The sequence below is a fragment of the Legionella parisiensis genome, from assembly GCF_001467945.1.
GTDB lineage: Bacteria > Pseudomonadota > Gammaproteobacteria > Legionellales > Legionellaceae > Legionella > Legionella parisiensis.
Genome location: NZ_LNYQ01000013.1, coordinates 1,290,365 through 1,307,474 on the forward strand (window position 1 = coordinate 1,290,365; position 17,110 = coordinate 1,307,474).

Below are 17,110 nucleotides of genomic sequence, written 5' to 3' on the forward strand. Positions count from 1 at the left end.
GTGGACTAATTTATCCTCAGGTTCCTTTAAATCTAAGCTACAAATTTGAACTAATTTTCCAAGCTGCTGCTAATTTCTAGCCATTCTTCTTCAGCCTGATTTAAAGAGGCGTGTGTGGATGTGCGCTTTTGAACTAATTGACTGAGTTTATTTTGTTGCGCACTGTTTTCATAAAGAGTGGCATCGCCCAGTTGGGCATCCAGTTGAGAAATTTCACTTTGATAGTGTTCAATTAATTGTTCCAATTTTTTCAGGCGATTTTGTAACGTTTTCTTTTCTTTATAATCAGTTACCGGTGAAGCAATTGTATTTTCTTTAATTGCATCTTTAGTTTGTAGCCAGGAATAATAATCATCCAGGTCACCATCAAAAGCTTGAACTTTTTGCTGGTATACTAGAAAGAAATTATCCACGCTGGTTTTGAGCATATGACGGTCATGGGAAATCAGAATTAATGCACCTTCATAACTTTGTAATGCAAGCTCAATGGCAGATCGCATCCCAAGATCCAAATGGTTTGTTGGTTCATCAAGCAGGAGCAGATTAGGTTTAAGCCAAACAAGTTTTGCTAAAGCCAAGCGTGCCTTTTCACCACCGGAAAAGTGATTTATAGGTTGTACTGCCATATCACCAGTAAAATTAAAACCGCCCAAAAAATCACGAATCGTTTGTTCACGTACTTCTGGCGATAAAATTTGAATTGTTTCTACAGGGCTTAAATTGCAGTCTAATTGCTCTAATTGATGTTGCGCATAATATCCAATTTTCAAATGTGCTGAACGGTGAATCGCACCATTCAAAGGAGTTAAAGAACCGGTTAATGTTTTAATTAAAGTTGACTTTCCTTCACCATTAGGCCCTAGTAGGGCTACCCGGTCGCCAGGGTTGAGTGAAAGATTAATTTTTTTTAGAATCGGTTTTTCAGTTTGGTACCCTGCATCAACCATATTGCATTGAATTAATGGATTCCCTGCCCGCGGACAAAGGAAAAAATCAAAAGAAAAAGGTGAGTCAACTTGCGCTGCAGCAATAATTTCCATTCTCTCTATGGCTTTAATACGCCCTTGAGCTTGTTTTGCCTTAGTTGCTTTTGCTTTAAAACGATTTACAAAGGACATCATATGATTGATTTTGGTTTGTTGTTTTTCATACATCGATTGTTGTAATGCCAATTGTTGTGCATGTGTTTTTTCAAAAGAACTGTAATTGCCACTGTAAAGAGTTAGATTTTGTTTCTCAATATGTAAAATATGTGTAACAAAAGCATCTAGAAACTCGCGATCATGAGAAATAAGAATAATAGTGCTGGGACATTGCTTTAAAAAGCGTTCCAGCCAAAAAATTGCTTCCATATCCAAATGGTTGGTAGGCTCATCCAGTAAAAGCAAATCAGCCGGTTTCATTAAACAACGAGCCAGGCTTAAACGCATTCGCCAGCCGCCGGAAAAACTATTTACTGATGCATGTTGTTGCTCGCCTCTAAAACCAAGTCCAGCCATAATCGTAGCTGCCTGAGCTGGTTTACTGTAGCCCCCTGTATGACTTAATTCTTCATGGCATGCGAGTACTTCAGCATCATTACCCATAGTTTCTGCTTCTTGCAAGCGATGGAGTAACTTCATATAACGGTTATCACCGCCTAAGACAAAATCCAATGCTTTTTCATCGCTGTCAGGTAATTGCTGAGATAAATGACTGATCGAGAGTTGAGGATTAATTAAAAATTCACCCGAATCCGGAATTAATTTTCCTAATAAAAAATCAAATAATGTTGATTTGCCGCAACCATTATGACCGATAAGACCTATTTTTTGCTTTTCATACAGAGTGGTATTAACTTTATCCAATAAAATTTTAGTGCCACGACTAAGAGTAATTTGACGAAGAGTAAGCATGATAAATCTTTAGCTACAAATGAATTAATTTTAACATAAAAATATCTAGCTTGGTTCGGGCTCTATAGTTTTTTTCCTGGCTGATTTGTAACGAGCCTGTTTCTCGATATCAATGTAGCGATCAGTTGTTGCACTGGAACTGTGGCCAGCATCATCTCGTACATGTTCACGAGGACGAATTTTAACATCTTCAGAAATGCCAGTATGCCTTAACCAGTGGACAGTGGCTGCAGCTAAATTATCAGCTTCCTCAATATGTCCTTTTATCCTCAGTTGCTCACCAGCCAAATCAAAACAGCGCTGAATGATTCTTCGTATTGGTGCTGTGTCACTCATTGGACCGTTACCACGAATTTTTGGAATAAGGGGTGTATTATCAGCAGGAGAGGGGAGAGGGGATAACCCGAGGAAACGACGCCATCGCATTAAACTCTCTAACATTGCATCGCTTACAGCGATTTGCCTCTCTTTATTTCCTTTACTCACAGTGGTAAACCACCAGTGGCCGTTACTGTCTTTGGAAAAATCATTCATGCTCGGGATCCAGCGATCGCTTGCGGCCAGTTCAGATATGCGTAAATACATACCGAACAACATACTCAGCATGAAGCGAGTACGTTCATGTTTCAAGGGAGATTCCTCTGCAAGGGATTCTGCAGCTTCCAATACAGCTCTCCATTGAACCAAACTAAGTCTGCGTATGGGGGCATTATGTTGTCTCTTTCGAATAAATTTACTTTTTTGACGAATTAGAGCAACCGGATTAGAAACCAAATACTCTTCAGCAATTAAAAAATTAAACAAAGTACTTAAAATAGCAAATATCTCTTGAATAGCTCCTTGAGATAAATTGAATTGCTCAATCTCAGGCTTGAGTCCATTTTTTATTGCAGATTTACTTAATGTCACTACAAAAGGTTTCCACTCTTCATTAGGAATACGTTTTCCTTCCTTTTCAATAAAACGAGGTACTTTTTTTAAACTGATCCATGATTTTGGTGGATTTTGACAAAAACGAATGTATTGCTCTATATCTTCGCGCTTCAATTCGTTTATTGTAGTTTTTCTAATTAACCAGGACCATTGTAATAAGCGTTCAGTTTCTCTGCGGTAACTGTTAAATGTGCCTTGACTACCGGTATAGCTTTTCAGAAAATTTAAAGCATAATTAAAATCATTTCGAAAGCACATATCTGGCAATATGACATGTTCATGATTTTTATGTAAGTGATTCATATTGTCGAAGATAGGAAGTAGTTTAAATTTCATAATATTCATGAAGAAATCAATTATAATTCCTAATGCTAGCTCAAAAGAGATGAAGTTACGAGTAGGAGTAGGAGTATAAAGTATTTGTATGCACACTCGGCTTTGTGTTTCAAAAAATATCGATTTGTTCAAGAGAGATAAGTATCTTCTCGCATAATGCAAAATTAATGAAAATTAAATGATTTAAGATATTGACCTTGATGAAAGCACCTAGTATCATCTGCGCTCTGTCCTTGGGACGGGTTTTACGGGGTGTAGCGCAGTCTGGTAGCGCGCCTGCTTTGGGAGCAGGATGTCGGGGGTTCGAATCCCTCCACCCCGACCAAGATGCGCCCGTAGCTCATCTGGATAGAGCATCGGCCTTCTAAGCCGAGGGTAGCAGGTTCGAATCCTGCCGGGCGTGCCAGCCCAGATCTTGTTCATAAGAATTTCTGGTAGAAAGTATTATGGTGAGCGTAGCTCAGTTGGTAGAGCCCCGGGTTGTGATCCCGGTTGTCGTGGGTTCGAGTCCCATCGTTCACCCCATTTGAGAAAATATGGTTTATCGCTAAAGATTTATCTGAGTCTTTACAAGACCGAATTACTGATTGATAATCCAACCTGATTTGCGAAAGTGGCGGAATTGGTAGACGCACTGGATTTAGGTTCCAGCGGGGCGACCCGTGAGAGTTCGAGTCTCTCCTTTCGCACCATTACATTATAAATTCCAAAGAGGTGAAATTGATGCAAGTTTCTGTTGAGACCCTAAAAGGTTTGGAACGTAAGGTAACAGTTTCTGTACCTTCAGAGAAAGTTGAGGAAGAAGTGAGCTTACGTCTCAAGAATCTTGCTCGCAAAGCTAAAATTGATGGTTTTCGTCCTGGTAAAGTACCTATGCATGTTGTCGTCAGCCGCTACTCTCAAAGTGTTCGTGAAGAGGTTGCGCGCGAGATGGTTCAATCTACATTATTCGAAGCATTACAAAAAAATGAATTGATTCCTGCTGGTTATCCCCATGTAGAACCTGAGCAAATAGAGAAAGGGAAAGATTTTAAATATAGTGCAACATTTGAAGTCATGCCTGCATTTGAGATTGCTGAATTAAATCAGGCAGCAGTCGAACTAGATCGTTCAGAAGTAACTGATAAAGATGTTGAAAGCATGCTGGATAAACTTCGTGAACAAAATAAAGAATGGCATGATGTATCTCGAGCCGTCAAAAAAGGTGACAAAGTCGTTATCGATTTTGAAGGTTATCTCGGTGATAAACTTTTTGATGGTGGCAGTGCTAAAGAACATGAATTGATTCTTGGTTCTGGATCAATGATTCCTGGCTTTGAGGATGGAATTATTGGTAATAAAAAAGAGAAAGATTTTGATATTAAAGTAACTTTTCCTGAAGATTATGGCCATAAAGAATTAGCAGGTAAAGAAGCTGTTTTCAAAATTAAGATTCATAATGTCATGGAAGGAAAACTTCCTGAACTTAATGATGAGTTTGCAGCGAAGTTTAATATCAAAGAAGGTGGTGTGGACGCGCTGAAAAAAGACATTAAAGAAAATATGACTCGTGAGTTAGAGCGTCGCGTGAGCATGATGAACAGGGAAAAGATGTTTGATAAATTAATGGAAGTAAACACCATTGAATTGCCAATGGCTTTAATTGACAAAGAAATCGAACATCTGAAACATGATATGTATCATCGTCTTTTTGGGCATGAACATCACGAGAATGAACAAATCCCTGATTTCCCGCGAGAGCTTTTCGAAGAGCAGGCAAAACGACGTGTTCATCTTGGCTTACTCTTTTCCGAGTATGTTAAAAAGCATCAAATCGTCGCTGATAAAGATAAAGTGAATGCAATGATTGAACGATTTGCTAGTGCTTATGAAAATCCTGATGAGCTTCGTGCCTGGTATCAAAATAGCAAAGAACACATGGCTGAAATTGAAGCACTTGTTATGGAAGAAATGGTTGCAGATAAAATCGCTGAGGATGCAAAAGTTAAATATAAAAACAAAGATTATGATTCAGTAATGAATCCTAAACCAGCTGAAGCGACAGAGAAAAAAGGAGAGTAATTATATGTCGGGCTATTCAGAGAACATAATTCGTAATGCCAGTGGATTAGTCCCAATGGTTATTGAGCAAACCTCACGAGGTGAGCGTTCATATGATATTTACTCAAGATTATTGAAAGAACGCATCATCTTTCTTTTGGGTGAAGTTGAAGATCATATGGCTAATTTGGTGGTTGCTCAATTGTTGTTTCTTGAGTCTGAAAACCCTGAAAAGGATATTTCTCTCTATATTAATTCACCAGGAGGGGTTGTAACTGCTGGCCTGGCAATTTACGATACCATCCAGTTTATTAAACCTGATGTAAGTACCTTATGCATAGGACAAGCAGCAAGTGCTGCTGCCCTGTTACTTTGTGCTGGATCTGACGGTAAAAGATTCTGTTTGCCAAACTCACGAGTAATGATTCACCAGCCTTTAGGGGGGTATCGTGGTCAAGCAACTGATATCGAAATTCATGCGCGCGAGACCCTAGCTGTAAGAGAGCGTTTAAACACTATTATGGCAAAGCATACTAAAAAGACACCAGAGCAAATTATGCACGATACCGAGCGTGATAATTTTATGAGTGCTACACAAGCTGTTGAGTACGGCTTAGTTGATAAAGTGCTTTATGATCGAGAGTCAGTAAGTAAAGCAGAGTAATTTTTTTCTTTAAATTTAAAGAACTGAACTATAATGTATCGTAGCTTGGGTATAATGAAGCGGAATCTGGGTTTGAGGTTCTGATTAGCGGGTTTCGCTTTACTGCACCCAAGGCTAGGAATGCGATAGGGGATTCTTTTTATATTGATTCATTATTACTTCTTCGTATTTTTGCTTTATTTTTAAAAAAAATGCACTGAATAACAGTGGCATATCTTTTTCTGATTGACTAATATTTTACATATATTATCTATTTTCCGATAATCGTTGTAAGAAGGGGTTTGGTTATGAGTAAATCCGGTAACGGAAGTGGCGATAAAGTTTTGTATTGTTCTTTTTGCGGCAAGAGCCAACATGAAGTAAAAAAATTGATTGCTGGCCCTTCTGTGTTTGTATGTGATGAGTGTGTTGAACTGTGTAATGATATAATCCGTGAAGAAACCCACGAATCGCATGAAGAGACAGAGGTACGCTTACCATCACCTAAAGAAATTTCAACTTTTTTGGATGAGTACGTCATTGGACAATCACATGCAAAAAAAGTCTTGTCCGTAGCTGTATATAATCATTACAAAAGATTACAACATAAAAGTGAAGATGGAGTTGAACTAGGTAAAAGCAACATTTTGCTTATTGGTCCAACTGGAAGCGGAAAAACACTTTTAGCACAAACATTAGCTCGTATCCTCAATGTGCCATTTGCTATGGCTGATGCAACCACACTTACTGAAGCAGGATATGTAGGTGAAGATGTGGAAAATATTATTCAGAAACTTCTACAAAAGTGTGATTACGATGTAGATAAAGCTCAGCATGGTATCGTTTACATTGATGAAATTGATAAGATATCACGCAAGTCTGATAATCCTTCTATTACCCGAGATGTTTCTGGCGAAGGAGTTCAACAAGCACTTTTAAAGCTGATAGAAGGTACAATCGCGTCAGTTCCACCGCAAGGTGGCCGCAAACATCCACAGCAAGAATTCTTGCAAGTTGATACTTCAAATATTTTATTTATTTGTGGTGGAGCCTTTGCTGGATTAGAAAAAGTAGTAAGGGAGCGAAGTGATAAGTCAGGTATTGGATTTTCTGCACAATTAAAAAATAAAAAAGAAACCAATGATGAAATATCCAAGGTATTGAATCAATTGGAATCTGACGATCTGATTAAGTACGGATTAATACCAGAGTTTGTTGGACGATTACCTGTGGTTGCCACGTTACAGGAGTTGGATGAGTCAGCTCTGATTGATATTTTAACTAATCCCAAAAATGCTTTAACCAAACAATTCCAGTCTTTATTTAAAATGGAAGGAGTGGAACTCGAGTTTAGAGAAGAAGCATTAACAGCCATTGCTAAAAAAGCTCTAGAAAGAAAAATGGGTGCGCGAGGTTTACGTGCAATACTTGAAAATATTCTTTTAGACACCATGTATGAATTACCTTCTCTTGAAGGAGTAATTAAGGTTGTGGTTGATGAGAATGCTGTGAACAGCTCATCTAAACCCATTCTTATTTATGAACAGGATGGGATAAAGAGTGCAGCAGGTGGCCAAGAGTAGAATTTCTGCTCTTTATCTCTCCCACATGAGGTGTGGGGGAGATTCTTTAAGGAACTTTCTTAATTATAACGCTTTGATTTCTTGCAATAACTCTCCCTTCCTTTTAAATTATAATTTAGTAGTCACGTGAATAAAAAATAAGTTTTCCGTTTGAATAAGGGTTCATTATGTCCACTGAAATTAAAGAGACTTCGAATGAGACAGAAAATCTGTCTAACATACCTGTATTACCATTAAGAGACGTAGTGGTTTACCCTCATATGGTTATTCCTTTGTTTGTTGGGCGGGGGAAATCAATTAAAGCCTTAGAAGCGGCAATGGTTGATAGTAAACAAATCTTTCTGGTAGCACAGAAAAAATCATCGAATGATGATCCAACTGATGCTGATATTTACCAAGTAGGTACATTATCTAGCGTCCTTCAGTTACTGAAATTACCCGATGGAACTGTGAAAGTTTTAGTTGAGGGTGAAAAACGTGCTAGTGCAAAAGAATATAATCAAGCTAAAGGATATCTAGAAGCGGATCTTGAGTTAATTGAAGATGAAAATAGTGCAGTACAAGAACCGGATATTGGCATTTTGATGCGCTCATTAATGTCACAGTTTGAACAATACATTAAGCTGAATAAAAAGATTCCACCTGAAGTTTTATCGCCTCTTGCTGGCATAGAAGAGCCTGGCCGTTTAGCAGATACCATTGCTGCCCATTTAACGTTGAAAGTAGACGATAAACAAGAGTTATTGGAAACAAAAGATGTGGGAACTCGTCTTGAGCGGTTAATGTCTGCTATCGAGAATGAAATTGACCTGTTACATGTTGAAAAGCGTGTGAGAGGGCGTGTTAAGCGGCAAATGGAAAAAAGTCAGAGAGAGTATTATCTCAATGAACAAATGAAAGCAATTCAAAAGGAGTTAGGTGAGTTAGGTGAAGAAGGCAATGAAATTGAGCAACTGGAAAATTCGATTAACAAAGCCGGTATGCCTAAAGAAGCTAAAGAAAAATCGCTAGCAGAGCTTCATAAGTTGAAAATGATGTCCCCGATGTCTGCTGAAGCGACCGTGATTCGTAATTATCTTGATTGGATGCTTTCAGTACCCTGGAAAAAGAGAACTAAAATTCAATTTGATTTACTTAAAGCAGAAAAATTATTGGATAAAGAACATTATGGTCTAGAAAGAGTTAAAGAACGTATTATTGAATATCTGGCTGTTCAGCAACGTGTAAAACGCTTAAAAGGACCTATTCTTTGTCTTGTTGGACCTCCAGGGGTAGGAAAAACTTCATTAGGGCAATCTATTGCAAATGCTACAGGCCGCACGTTTATCCGTATTGCTCTGGGTGGTGTTAGAGATGAAGCGGAAATTCGCGGGCATAGAAGAACATATATCGGGTCAATGCCTGGAAAAATTATTCAGAAACTATGTAAGGCTGGTGTAAAAAATCCGCTGATTATGCTCGATGAGGTGGATAAAATGGCTATGGATTTCCGAGGAGACCCAGCCGCAGCTTTACTCGAGGTATTGGATCCCGAGCAGAACCATACGTTTAACGATCATTATCTTGAAGTAGATTATGACTTGAGTGACGTTATGTTTATAGCAACAGCAAATTCTCTGGAAATCCCCGCTCCATTATTAGATAGAATGGAAGTGATTCGACTTGCAGGGTATACCGAGGATGAGAAAGTAAGCATTGCTGAGAAATATCTTGTTCCGAAACAAGTCGTCTTGAATGGCCTGAGTAACGAAGAAATACATATTAGTGAGGGTGCGATTCGAGATGTTATCCGTCACTATACTCGTGAGGCAGGTGTACGTAATTTAGAACGCGATATTGCTAGTGTTTGTCGAAAAGTAGTCAAAGAAATTTTGTCGAATAAAAAAGTAAAAAAAATGACTGTAACCACAAGCAATGTTGAAAAATATTTGGGTGTAAAAAAATTCCGATATGGTTTGGCTGAAGAATTTGACCAAGTCGGGCAAGTTACCGGTTTAGCTTGGACAAGTGTTGGTGGTGAATTACTAACGATTGAAGCATCCATGATGGTTGGTAAAGGAAAAGTGACGCATACAGGTCAATTAGGTGAAGTCATGCAGGAATCCATTCATGCAGCGATGACAGTTGTCCGAAGTCGAGCTAAAAAATTTGGTTTGGCTGATGATTTTTACGATAAGAACGATTTTCACGTTCACGTACCTGAAGGTGCTACACCAAAGGATGGACCGAGCGCAGGGATTGGTATGTGTACTGTATTGGTTTCTGTAGTGACCCAAATTCCTGTTAAAGCGGATGTAGCGATGACGGGTGAAATCACGCTAAGGGGACAGGTGTTGCCCATAGGTGGTCTAAAAGAGAAATTATTGGCGGCTCATCGAGGCGGAATTAAGCATGTTATTATTCCTGAGGAAAATGTAAAAGACTTGGAAGAGATTCCAGATAATGTTTTACGTAAGCTAACAATACATCCTGTTAAGAGCATAGAACAGGTTTTAGAACTGGCTTTACAACGCAGTCCTTGGGTAGATAAGCCAGCAAATGTACAATCTGAGGCTTTAGTGGGTAAAAGATCAAAAAAAATTAAAAATAATGATTTACATACCCATTAATTAGAGGTATATTTCGTTTCGTAGCCCGCCACTAGCGGGCATTGCAAGGAAGTAACTACTCGACCGGTTAATTTGATGAGTTTAATTAAATTAACTTAGAAGTATGGAAGATTAACAGTATAGGGGAAGCAATGAATAAGAGCGAATTAGTTGATGCTATAGCAAGTGGTTCGGGTTTAACAAAAGCTGACGCAAGCAGAGTTCTCGAAACTTTTACTAGTACTATTACTGATGCTTTAAGAAGTGGTGATCAAGTGGTAATACCTGGTTTCGGTTCTTTTTCAACAGGCAATCGTTCAGCAAGAACAGGTAGAAACCCACAAACTGGTAAAATTATTCAAATTAAAGCGTCACGAGTAGCCAAGTTTAAGGCGGGTAAAAACCTGAAAGAAGCAGTGCAAGAAGCATAAGTTTTCAGGGTGCTTAGCTCAGCTGGGAGAGCATCGCCCTTACAAGGCGAGGGTCGTAGGTTCGATCCCTACAGCACCCACCAAGAAATGGAGTGGTAGTTCAGTTGGTCAGAATACCGGCCTGTCACGCCGGGGGTCGCGGGTTCGAGCCCCGTCCACTCCGCCAGATTAACGCGCTGAAAGGCGCGTTTTTTTTATCTGGAATGAATGTTTTCTTCAAAATTTGATTTCCTTCTTATATCTGCTTGTCTTTAAGAGAAAGATTTAGATGAAGTTATGAAAAAGTAACGTGTTCACTTCACTCTAATTTTTAGCTAATTCAGGAAAGAAAAGTTTTGCTGGATAGGTGAATGTTTTTTGTTTTGATTTTTTTCAGTCTGGGTTATAATCAGCCCTCGATAAATTATAAATGCTCTATTTATTAATAATATGGATCTCCGGACATGTTACAAAAGTTAAATGAACGTATACAGGGTGTTGTAGCTTGGTTAGTAGTTATCTTAATCGGTATTACGTTTACACTTTTCGGTGTAGATTATTATTTCCAATCACATCAAACAACAAATTCCAAGGTGGTCGTCAATGGCGCTCCGCTTACAATACAATCATTTGAAAACAATTACAGACGTGCTCGTTCAATGCAAGATATTGAGCAAATGACGGCTGCCGATGAAAAAAAATTGCAAAATAAAGTCTTAGATCAAATGATTACAAATGAAATTTTAGTGCAAGCTGCTTTTAATAATGGATTCGACGTGAGCTTGAACCAAGCAGATGCAGCAATTTTGAGTATTCCTCAATTTCAGGAGGATGGCCATTTCTCAGCTCAAAAATATCAGCAAGCATTAAATGCTGCTTTATTCACTCAATCAAGTTTTCAAAATGAAGTAAAACAAGGAATGCTACTAAACCAGCAGCGATTTGCTTTTATGGGTAGTTCTTTTGCTTTACCAGATGAAATTGATCGCTTTGTGAGCTTGTATATGCAAAGCAGGGACTACGATTACTTAACTATACCAGTAGCAAACTTTGAAGAGGGCATTCATGTTTCTCCAGAAGAAATCGCAAGTTATTATAAAACGCATAAAAAGGAATTTATGGCACCAGAAAAGGTGAGTTTAGAATATGTCTCTTTATCGATGCATGAGATTAAAAATAAGATAAAAATTTCTGATGATGATGTGAAACGCTATTATGAAGATAATCAAAATAGTTACTTAATCCCTGCAAGTTGGCAAGTAGCACATATTTTATTTGCTGTTCCGGAGAATGCGAGTCAATCTGATTTGGAAAAGATTCAGAAACAAGCAAACGATGCATACCAAATATTACAGAAAAATCCGAAACAATTTGAACATCTTGTTTCAGTGATGTCAGACGACAAGCTTTCAGTAGCAGATAAGGGTGTTCTTCCGTGGATTGACGCAGGACAAAATAACTACAATCAAATTTTATCTAATTTGACTAAACCAGGTCAAATTTCTCCTCCTGAAAGAACAAAACATGGATATGAAATTTTTAAATTAATCGAGTATAAACCTGTTTCAACAAAACCTTTTTCTGAAGTAGCTTCATCAATTAAAGAACAATTGATTGCTGAGGCAGCTCAAACAAAATATACCCAAGCTATGGAACAATTGTCTGATTTGAGCTATCAATCTCCAGACTCTCTCCAACCTGTAGCAGAAGCTTTAAATTTAAAAATTGAAAAAACTCGGCCTTTTTCAAGATCGGGTGGTACCGATAATATTACAAAAAATAAACAGGTAATAAATGCTGCATTCAGTCATGATGTCCTTGATTTGAATAATAATAGCGAACCAATACAAATTGATAATGATTCTCTCGTGGTTGTAAGAGTTAATCAACATTGGGATGAAGTAGAACAGCCTTTAGATGCTGTTCACGATCAAATTAGCAAAATTTTAGTTAAAAAAATTGCTGAAAACAAAGCAAAAGAAATGGGTAAGAATTTATTGAATCCAGTTGAGGATAAGCAACAACAAGAATTGATTAGTTCAAATAATTTATCATGGAAGTCAGTTGATAAGTCTACTCGTGACAATGATAAAGTAGATACGGATGTTAATGATATGGCATTCAATTTATTACGACCAGAAAGCCGTGATGGTCTTGCTATGCCGAATGGTGATTATGTTGTAGTAAAATTGAAGAAAATTCATGATGGGAAATTAAGTACATTAGACAGGGAGCAGCAAGATAGCTTAATTCAACAAATAGAAGCAAGCTACGGCATGATGGATTATGACTTGTATGTAAAAAGTTTAATTAATCGTGCACAAATTGTGAAGCACTAGGTTTTATAGACAAATGCGCTAACTCGGGCTGCTTTATTTATATTTTAAAAAATCAATATACTAGACGCTGAGGTAGCAGAGTTTGCCTATGTAACCCAATATATAGGAGTGTCGCTATGCCTGATTTAAGCAAGAAGTTTACTGATCTTAAATTAAAGCAATTATATGGTCATATATTAAGTCATTATCAAAATTGTATTAGCCGTGGCCTAGATGTGAATGCTACATACCAGGAAATGTTTCTCGCGGTACAATATTCTCTAGAATCACCATGGAGCCAAAGCCCTTTAGTTCAATTGGAACCAGTTGAGAAATTAAAAGCATATGCTGCATTTAATGCAGTATTTAACGCGTTGCCTTTGTATCAACGAATGCATCCTTCTCAACGAAGTGCTTTTAATCCTTCTACGCCTCAGTTTAATCCAAAGGCTAAGTATGTGATTAATCAGTATAATTATTATGGTTATCAAGATCCAACGCTTCTTGACTGGTTAATTCTGAGTTCCATAATCAACTCTCACCATCATTCATATCATCACCATCATGAAGGTGCTGGTTGCTGCTGGCCTTCTAACCATCATGACCATGATTCATCTTCAAATGATGATATGGCTAAATTATTGGCTGCCTTGCTCCTTATCCTTTTAGCTTTGATTGCCGTTGTTTTAGCTTTTATTGCTTTCTATTACATGCTTAATGAATTTGCAAATAGTGTTGAGCGTTTTTACCATGGCGAAGGATGGCTGAAGGGCGCATTAATGTTCGCTACTTCTATTGGATTTGGTGCAGGATCGACTCTTTTAACACTTAATTTCGGAGCCGCACCATTAATTGCTCTTGCTGTAGCTGCAGGGTTTAACCCTGTTGGTGTAGTGATTGCTGGAACCATGCTGCTTACTGTTATCGGTGCAGGTATTGGATGTTTTGCGATGAGTATGCTGTATGACTCTCTCAATAAGTCAGCCAATAAAGAGTCTATGGATCCATCAGATCCTGATCGTTTTAGATTAACCACCTCAGAAGAAGCTTATTTGAGAGATGAGAAAGGTATGGATCCTATGGCTGTGAGATGCGCGATGGTTGCGTTGCGTGCGGAAATGGCAAAGTTATTAGGGAATGAGAAACCAATACCTTCCTTTTTTTCTCGTCGTAGTAAAGAGAATGAAAAAGTTCAGGAGCTATTAGAAAAACTACGACACTTACGTAAAGGTGATATAAATATGGTTGAAGTAGGGGATTTGAGTTTTGATTGCAGGCTTCCTCAAAGGGTATATATTCCAACTTACTATACTCAATCTCAACCCATATATTCTGACGCTCCACCCTCATATCCTGAAACGTATACACCTTCAGCTCCTCAATATTCTTCATCATACATTTAAGGTCTGAAACCGAGTAAAGGACAATTCTTTACTCGGTCAAAATCCTAGGTTTAATGACTATTTTTGCTATCTTAGATACAAAACCTATTCGCATGAAGTAAAAGGAAGCATGCGTTTTAGTACATTATCTTTGCAAATAAAATGATGATACAAAGCTGCAAGGAAATGAATCCCTACTAAAATGAGGATTAAATAGGCGATTGTTTGATGTGTTGAAAACATAATACCGCCGAGATAGTCGTTTTTTGAGATAAGACATGGGATTATAAACCAACCAAAAAAATCAATACTTTTTCCATCCGCACAAATTAATAAATACCCAACGATTGGCATGAGCATTATAAGAATAAAAAGAGTATGGTGCACTGCTTTAGAAGTAATGTATTGCCATCTTGGTTGAGTTACTGGAGGAAATGGCTTGATATTTATTATATGCCAAATAAAAAACAAGATTCCCAGTAATAAAATAGTAAATCCCACTGATTTGTGCAGCATGATATAACGTGATGCGAGTGGTGAATCGTGGTTAATGGACCAGACAAAGTAAAATTGGGCGATAATCAAAATAAAGATTAACCAGTGCAGTAATTTTGTTACACTACCAAAACACTTTAGTGTATTCCTTATCATAGCGTTTTCTCCATTAATTCCTAAATAATGCTACTATATCAACGACTTAAATAATTTCAACATTGAATTGATTTGCCGCAGATTATTTTGATAATGAACTAAAAGTGTGCCATAAGGCAGGATGTGAAGTCTTGGCGGAGAGACAGGGATTCGAACCCTGGGAAGGTTGCCCTTCAACGGTTTTCAAGACCGCCGCATTCGACCGCTCTGCCATCTCTCCAAGCGTGAATACTATCCTAACAGCCTTGCTTTTGCAAATATTTTTTTAATATTCTGGGCAATTACAATCAGTTTTTTTTGCAATTGTTTTTATTTTTTCCATTTTTTAAAAAAAGCAGAAGAATGTTCGCAAAATGAATAGTCCTAGGTATAATGTTCCAAATTTTTGTGGCTGTTGTCGCGGATACAACAGGTATATATATTAGATAGGTGTAGTTTATGAAACGAATTCAAATGTTGTTCCTGGTCGGTCTTATCGTATCTTTATCTGCATGTAAGACATGGTGGGGCAAAGAAGATGATGATAATAACCCTTACAAAGGAATGACTGCTGAGCAACTTTATACGGATGCCCAGAAAGATTTACGTAAAAAGGAATATGCAACAGCAATTAAACATCTTGAAGCGATAGAAACGATGTATCCATTTAGTGATTATACTGAGCATTCACAGATGCAACTAATTTATTCTTATTATAAAAATGAAGACTATCCTTCAGCTGCTGCTACCGCGGAACGATTTATTCATCTTTACCCAAGAGCTAAGAATGTGGATTATGCTTATTACATGAGAGGTATGGCCAATTTCCAACAAACTCGTGGGGTCTTTGCAAAATTTTTACCTCTAGATGAATCATGGAGAGATCCTGGGACACAAAGCCAGGCTTACTCTGATTTCGGTGTTCTGATTCAAAAGTTCCCTGAGAGTAAATATAAAGCAAATGCGTTACAGCGAATGATTTATTTGCGCAATATGTTTGCTCAACATGAATTGAATGTCGCGACTTTCTATTATAAACGCAAGATGTATGTAGCTGCAATTAATAGAGCGAGTTATGTAGTTAAAAACTACCCACAAGCACCGAGCGTAAAACAAGCCTTAGTTGTTATGTATGATGCCAATATGGCTTTAGGTTTCAATCAGGCTGCAGAGGAAGCTTTAGTCGTTTATAAGGCGAATTACCATACCTCTAAAATGGAGCACATGGTATCTAACTAGTTGTCTTAGAACAACGCTTGGATGTACAAATTTATCAAGAGGGACATGCTCAGCCTTTATCTGGAAAAGCTGTATTTGGCGCAAGATGTGTCAGTCAAATACAGCTAATCGAATAACATTAGCATGAGGAGCCTGGGCAATTAGGGTAGAACTTGTAATGCCCAGGGTTTTATTGAGTTGGAACCTTTATACAACTTCCTCTACTAAATCCGATTCCTTTTCTTTTACCGCAAGTGCTGTTAAAAGATCATTAGTTAACTCGCGTAATTCTCCGGATAATAAAGTGAGTGCTGCATCGCGTTGCTGATACTCTTCATCAAGTTGTTTAATTTCGTTAAAGTCATCAAGAAGATAATCAAGACTTTTGAGTTTTTTGAATGCAAAGTCATGAGTCAGTGTAAGCTGGATTCTTTCTTTCCATATTAAAGAAATTTCTGCGGTTGCCATACCTTGCGATAATAAAGTTAAAACCTCCTCTGCTGGGAGCTCATAACCTTTACAATGTACTCGTTTTTTTTCATCATCAAGAGAAAAGAGCAGGCAATCAGATGCTAATTGAAAATGATTGGGAAGGGCATTGGGAGAATGAATCCATTCCGCGAATCGTAAAGCCAAATTTTCTGTGTGTGTTAGCGGCTCAATCGAAATACCTGCTACAGACTTGCGCAAAAGAGAGGTGAGTTGTGATGCCTGATTATTGCTGGAAGCATTAACTATGATTCTTTTGCTGGCACTATCAAGGATAGCAAGCATCTTTTTTTGGATGCAAAATGATTTAGGTAATAATTCAAATTCAATATCTTCGGCCATTTGCGCCTTTTCCGCTCGCTTCATTGGTCGCCCTTGTTGGGTCTCGAGCATTTGTACTTTTTCGGCGAGCATTTTATTGATCACGCCCCGTGGTAGTAACCGTTCTTCCTTACCCATGCAAACCAACGAACTTCCAGCAACCTCCTGAACCATTTCATCTGCAAAAGCAGGAAGCCAGCCATAAACAAATCGAGCATGGGGTGGACAAGGTTTTAGAATATTTTCCGCTAGTGATGCTGGTAAATCACTCGCTTCATCCAGCTCATATTGATAGATTAGTGCATTGTTAAACCACATAAAGGA

12 protein-coding genes and 7 tRNA genes are annotated in these 17,110 nt (G+C 38.0%); 14 read left to right on the forward strand and 5 right to left on the reverse strand.

Going from position 1 to position 17,110, the window contains the following annotated elements:
• Positions 1–50 precede the first annotated feature (50 nt).
• Both Lpar_RS11755 and Lpar_RS11760 read right to left on the reverse strand, forming a co-directional pair.
• The gene (locus tag Lpar_RS11755) at positions 51–1,895 is read right to left on the reverse strand and encodes an ABC-F family ATP-binding cassette domain-containing protein (protein WP_058518111.1); all 1,845 of its coding nucleotides are present in this window, start codon (positions 1,893–1,895) and stop codon (positions 51–53) included.
• A gap of 45 nt (positions 1,896–1,940) precedes the next feature.
• The gene (locus Lpar_RS11760) at positions 1,941–3,164 is read right to left on the reverse strand and encodes a tyrosine-type recombinase/integrase (protein ID WP_058519255.1); all 1,224 of its coding nucleotides are present in this window, start codon (positions 3,162–3,164) and stop codon (positions 1,941–1,943) included.
• A gap of 248 nt (positions 3,165–3,412) precedes the next feature.
• Between Lpar_RS11760 and Lpar_RS11765 the strand changes: the two genes are divergently transcribed.
• The 13 genes from Lpar_RS11765 (at position 3,413) to Lpar_RS11825 (ending at position 14,149) form a co-directional block, all read left to right on the forward strand.
• Positions 3,413–3,489 (forward strand) — tRNA-Pro (locus tag Lpar_RS11765).
• A 4-nt stretch (positions 3,490–3,493) separates the two neighbouring features.
• A tRNA-Arg gene (locus Lpar_RS11770) sits at positions 3,494–3,570 on the forward strand.
• Between the two features lie 43 nt (positions 3,571–3,613).
• Positions 3,614–3,689, forward strand: a tRNA-His gene (locus Lpar_RS11775).
• Between the two features lie 82 nt (positions 3,690–3,771).
• Positions 3,772–3,856: transfer RNA gene (locus tag Lpar_RS11780), tRNA-Leu, on the forward strand.
• Between the two features lie 31 nt (positions 3,857–3,887).
• Positions 3,888–5,225, forward strand: coding sequence for a trigger factor (gene tig, locus Lpar_RS11785; protein ID WP_058518112.1), 1,338 nt, complete (start codon positions 3,888–3,890; stop codon positions 5,223–5,225).
• Positions 5,226–5,229: 4 nt separating this feature from the next.
• Positions 5,230–5,868 carry an ATP-dependent Clp endopeptidase proteolytic subunit ClpP gene (gene clpP, locus Lpar_RS11790; RefSeq protein ID WP_058518113.1) on the forward strand — a complete coding sequence of 213 codons (639 nt, stop codon included), beginning with the start codon at positions 5,230–5,232 and terminating at the stop codon, positions 5,866–5,868.
• Between the two features lie 287 nt (positions 5,869–6,155).
• Positions 6,156–7,430, forward strand: a complete 1,275-nt coding sequence (gene clpX, locus Lpar_RS11795) for an ATP-dependent Clp protease ATP-binding subunit ClpX (RefSeq protein ID WP_058518114.1) — start codon at positions 6,156–6,158, stop codon at positions 7,428–7,430.
• 167 nt (positions 7,431–7,597) lie between these two features.
• Positions 7,598–10,039 (forward strand): endopeptidase La, encoded by a 2,442-nt coding sequence (lon, locus tag Lpar_RS11800; RefSeq protein WP_058518115.1) that lies wholly within the window; start codon positions 7,598–7,600, stop codon positions 10,037–10,039.
• 131 nt (positions 10,040–10,170) lie between these two features.
• Positions 10,171–10,449, forward strand: coding sequence for an HU family DNA-binding protein (locus tag Lpar_RS11805; protein WP_010653977.1), 279 nt, complete (start codon positions 10,171–10,173; stop codon positions 10,447–10,449).
• A 7-nt stretch (positions 10,450–10,456) separates the two neighbouring features.
• A tRNA-Val gene (locus Lpar_RS11810) sits at positions 10,457–10,532 on the forward strand.
• Between the two features lie 6 nt (positions 10,533–10,538).
• Positions 10,539–10,615 (forward strand) — tRNA-Asp (locus tag Lpar_RS11815).
• A 277-nt stretch (positions 10,616–10,892) separates the two neighbouring features.
• Positions 10,893–12,767 (forward strand): SurA N-terminal domain-containing protein, encoded by a 1,875-nt coding sequence (locus tag Lpar_RS11820; RefSeq protein ID WP_058518116.1) that lies wholly within the window; start codon positions 10,893–10,895, stop codon positions 12,765–12,767.
• Positions 12,768–12,883: 116 nt separating this feature from the next.
• Positions 12,884–14,149, forward strand: a complete 1,266-nt coding sequence (locus tag Lpar_RS11825; RefSeq protein WP_058518117.1) for a hypothetical protein — start codon at positions 12,884–12,886, stop codon at positions 14,147–14,149.
• 84 nt (positions 14,150–14,233) lie between these two features.
• On the opposite strand, the gene Lpar_RS11830 is transcribed toward Lpar_RS11825, so the two are convergent.
• On the reverse strand, positions 14,234–14,779 hold the full coding sequence (locus tag Lpar_RS11830; protein WP_058518118.1) for a cytochrome b: 546 nt from the start codon (positions 14,777–14,779) through the stop codon (positions 14,234–14,236).
• Positions 14,780–14,911: 132 nt separating this feature from the next.
• Positions 14,912–14,999, reverse strand: a tRNA-Ser gene (locus Lpar_RS11835).
• A gap of 218 nt (positions 15,000–15,217) precedes the next feature.
• Here Lpar_RS11835 and Lpar_RS11840 point away from each other — a divergent pair.
• Complete coding sequence (locus Lpar_RS11840) at positions 15,218–15,997, forward strand: outer membrane protein assembly factor BamD (RefSeq protein WP_058518119.1); 780 nt, start codon at positions 15,218–15,220, stop codon at positions 15,995–15,997.
• A gap of 186 nt (positions 15,998–16,183) precedes the next feature.
• Here the strand turns inward: Lpar_RS11840 and Lpar_RS11845 are convergent, their stop codons facing one another.
• A complete protein-coding gene (locus Lpar_RS11845; RefSeq protein WP_058518120.1) occupies positions 16,184–17,104 on the reverse strand; it encodes a recombination-associated protein RdgC in 921 nt (306 codons plus the stop codon).
• Positions 17,105–17,110 lie beyond the last annotated feature (6 nt).

Coding starts and splice junctions, on each gene's coding strand:
- Lpar_RS11830 (WP_058518118.1), bottom strand. CDS start 14,779: ATGATAAGGAATACACTAAAGTGTTTTGGTAGTGTAACAAAATTACTG.
- Lpar_RS11755 (WP_058518111.1), bottom strand. CDS start 1,895: ATGCTTACTCTTCGTCAAATTACTCTTAGTCGTGGCACTAAAATTTTA.
- Lpar_RS11805 (WP_010653977.1), top strand. CDS start 10,171: ATGAATAAGAGCGAATTAGTTGATGCTATAGCAAGTGGTTCGGGTTTA.
- clpP (WP_058518113.1), top strand. CDS start 5,230: ATGTCGGGCTATTCAGAGAACATAATTCGTAATGCCAGTGGATTAGTC.
- clpX (WP_058518114.1), top strand. CDS start 6,156: ATGAGTAAATCCGGTAACGGAAGTGGCGATAAAGTTTTGTATTGTTCT.
- Lpar_RS11825 (WP_058518117.1), top strand. CDS start 12,884: ATGCCTGATTTAAGCAAGAAGTTTACTGATCTTAAATTAAAGCAATTA.
- Lpar_RS11840 (WP_058518119.1), top strand. CDS start 15,218: ATGAAACGAATTCAAATGTTGTTCCTGGTCGGTCTTATCGTATCTTTA.
- Lpar_RS11760 (WP_058519255.1), bottom strand. CDS start 3,164: ATGAAATTTAAACTACTTCCTATCTTCGACAATATGAATCACTTACAT.
- Lpar_RS11845 (WP_058518120.1), bottom strand. CDS start 17,104: ATGTGGTTTAACAATGCACTAATCTATCAATATGAGCTGGATGAAGCG.
- Lpar_RS11820 (WP_058518116.1), top strand. CDS start 10,893: ATGTTACAAAAGTTAAATGAACGTATACAGGGTGTTGTAGCTTGGTTA.
- tig (WP_058518112.1), top strand. CDS start 3,888: ATGCAAGTTTCTGTTGAGACCCTAAAAGGTTTGGAACGTAAGGTAACA.
- lon (WP_058518115.1), top strand. CDS start 7,598: ATGTCCACTGAAATTAAAGAGACTTCGAATGAGACAGAAAATCTGTCT.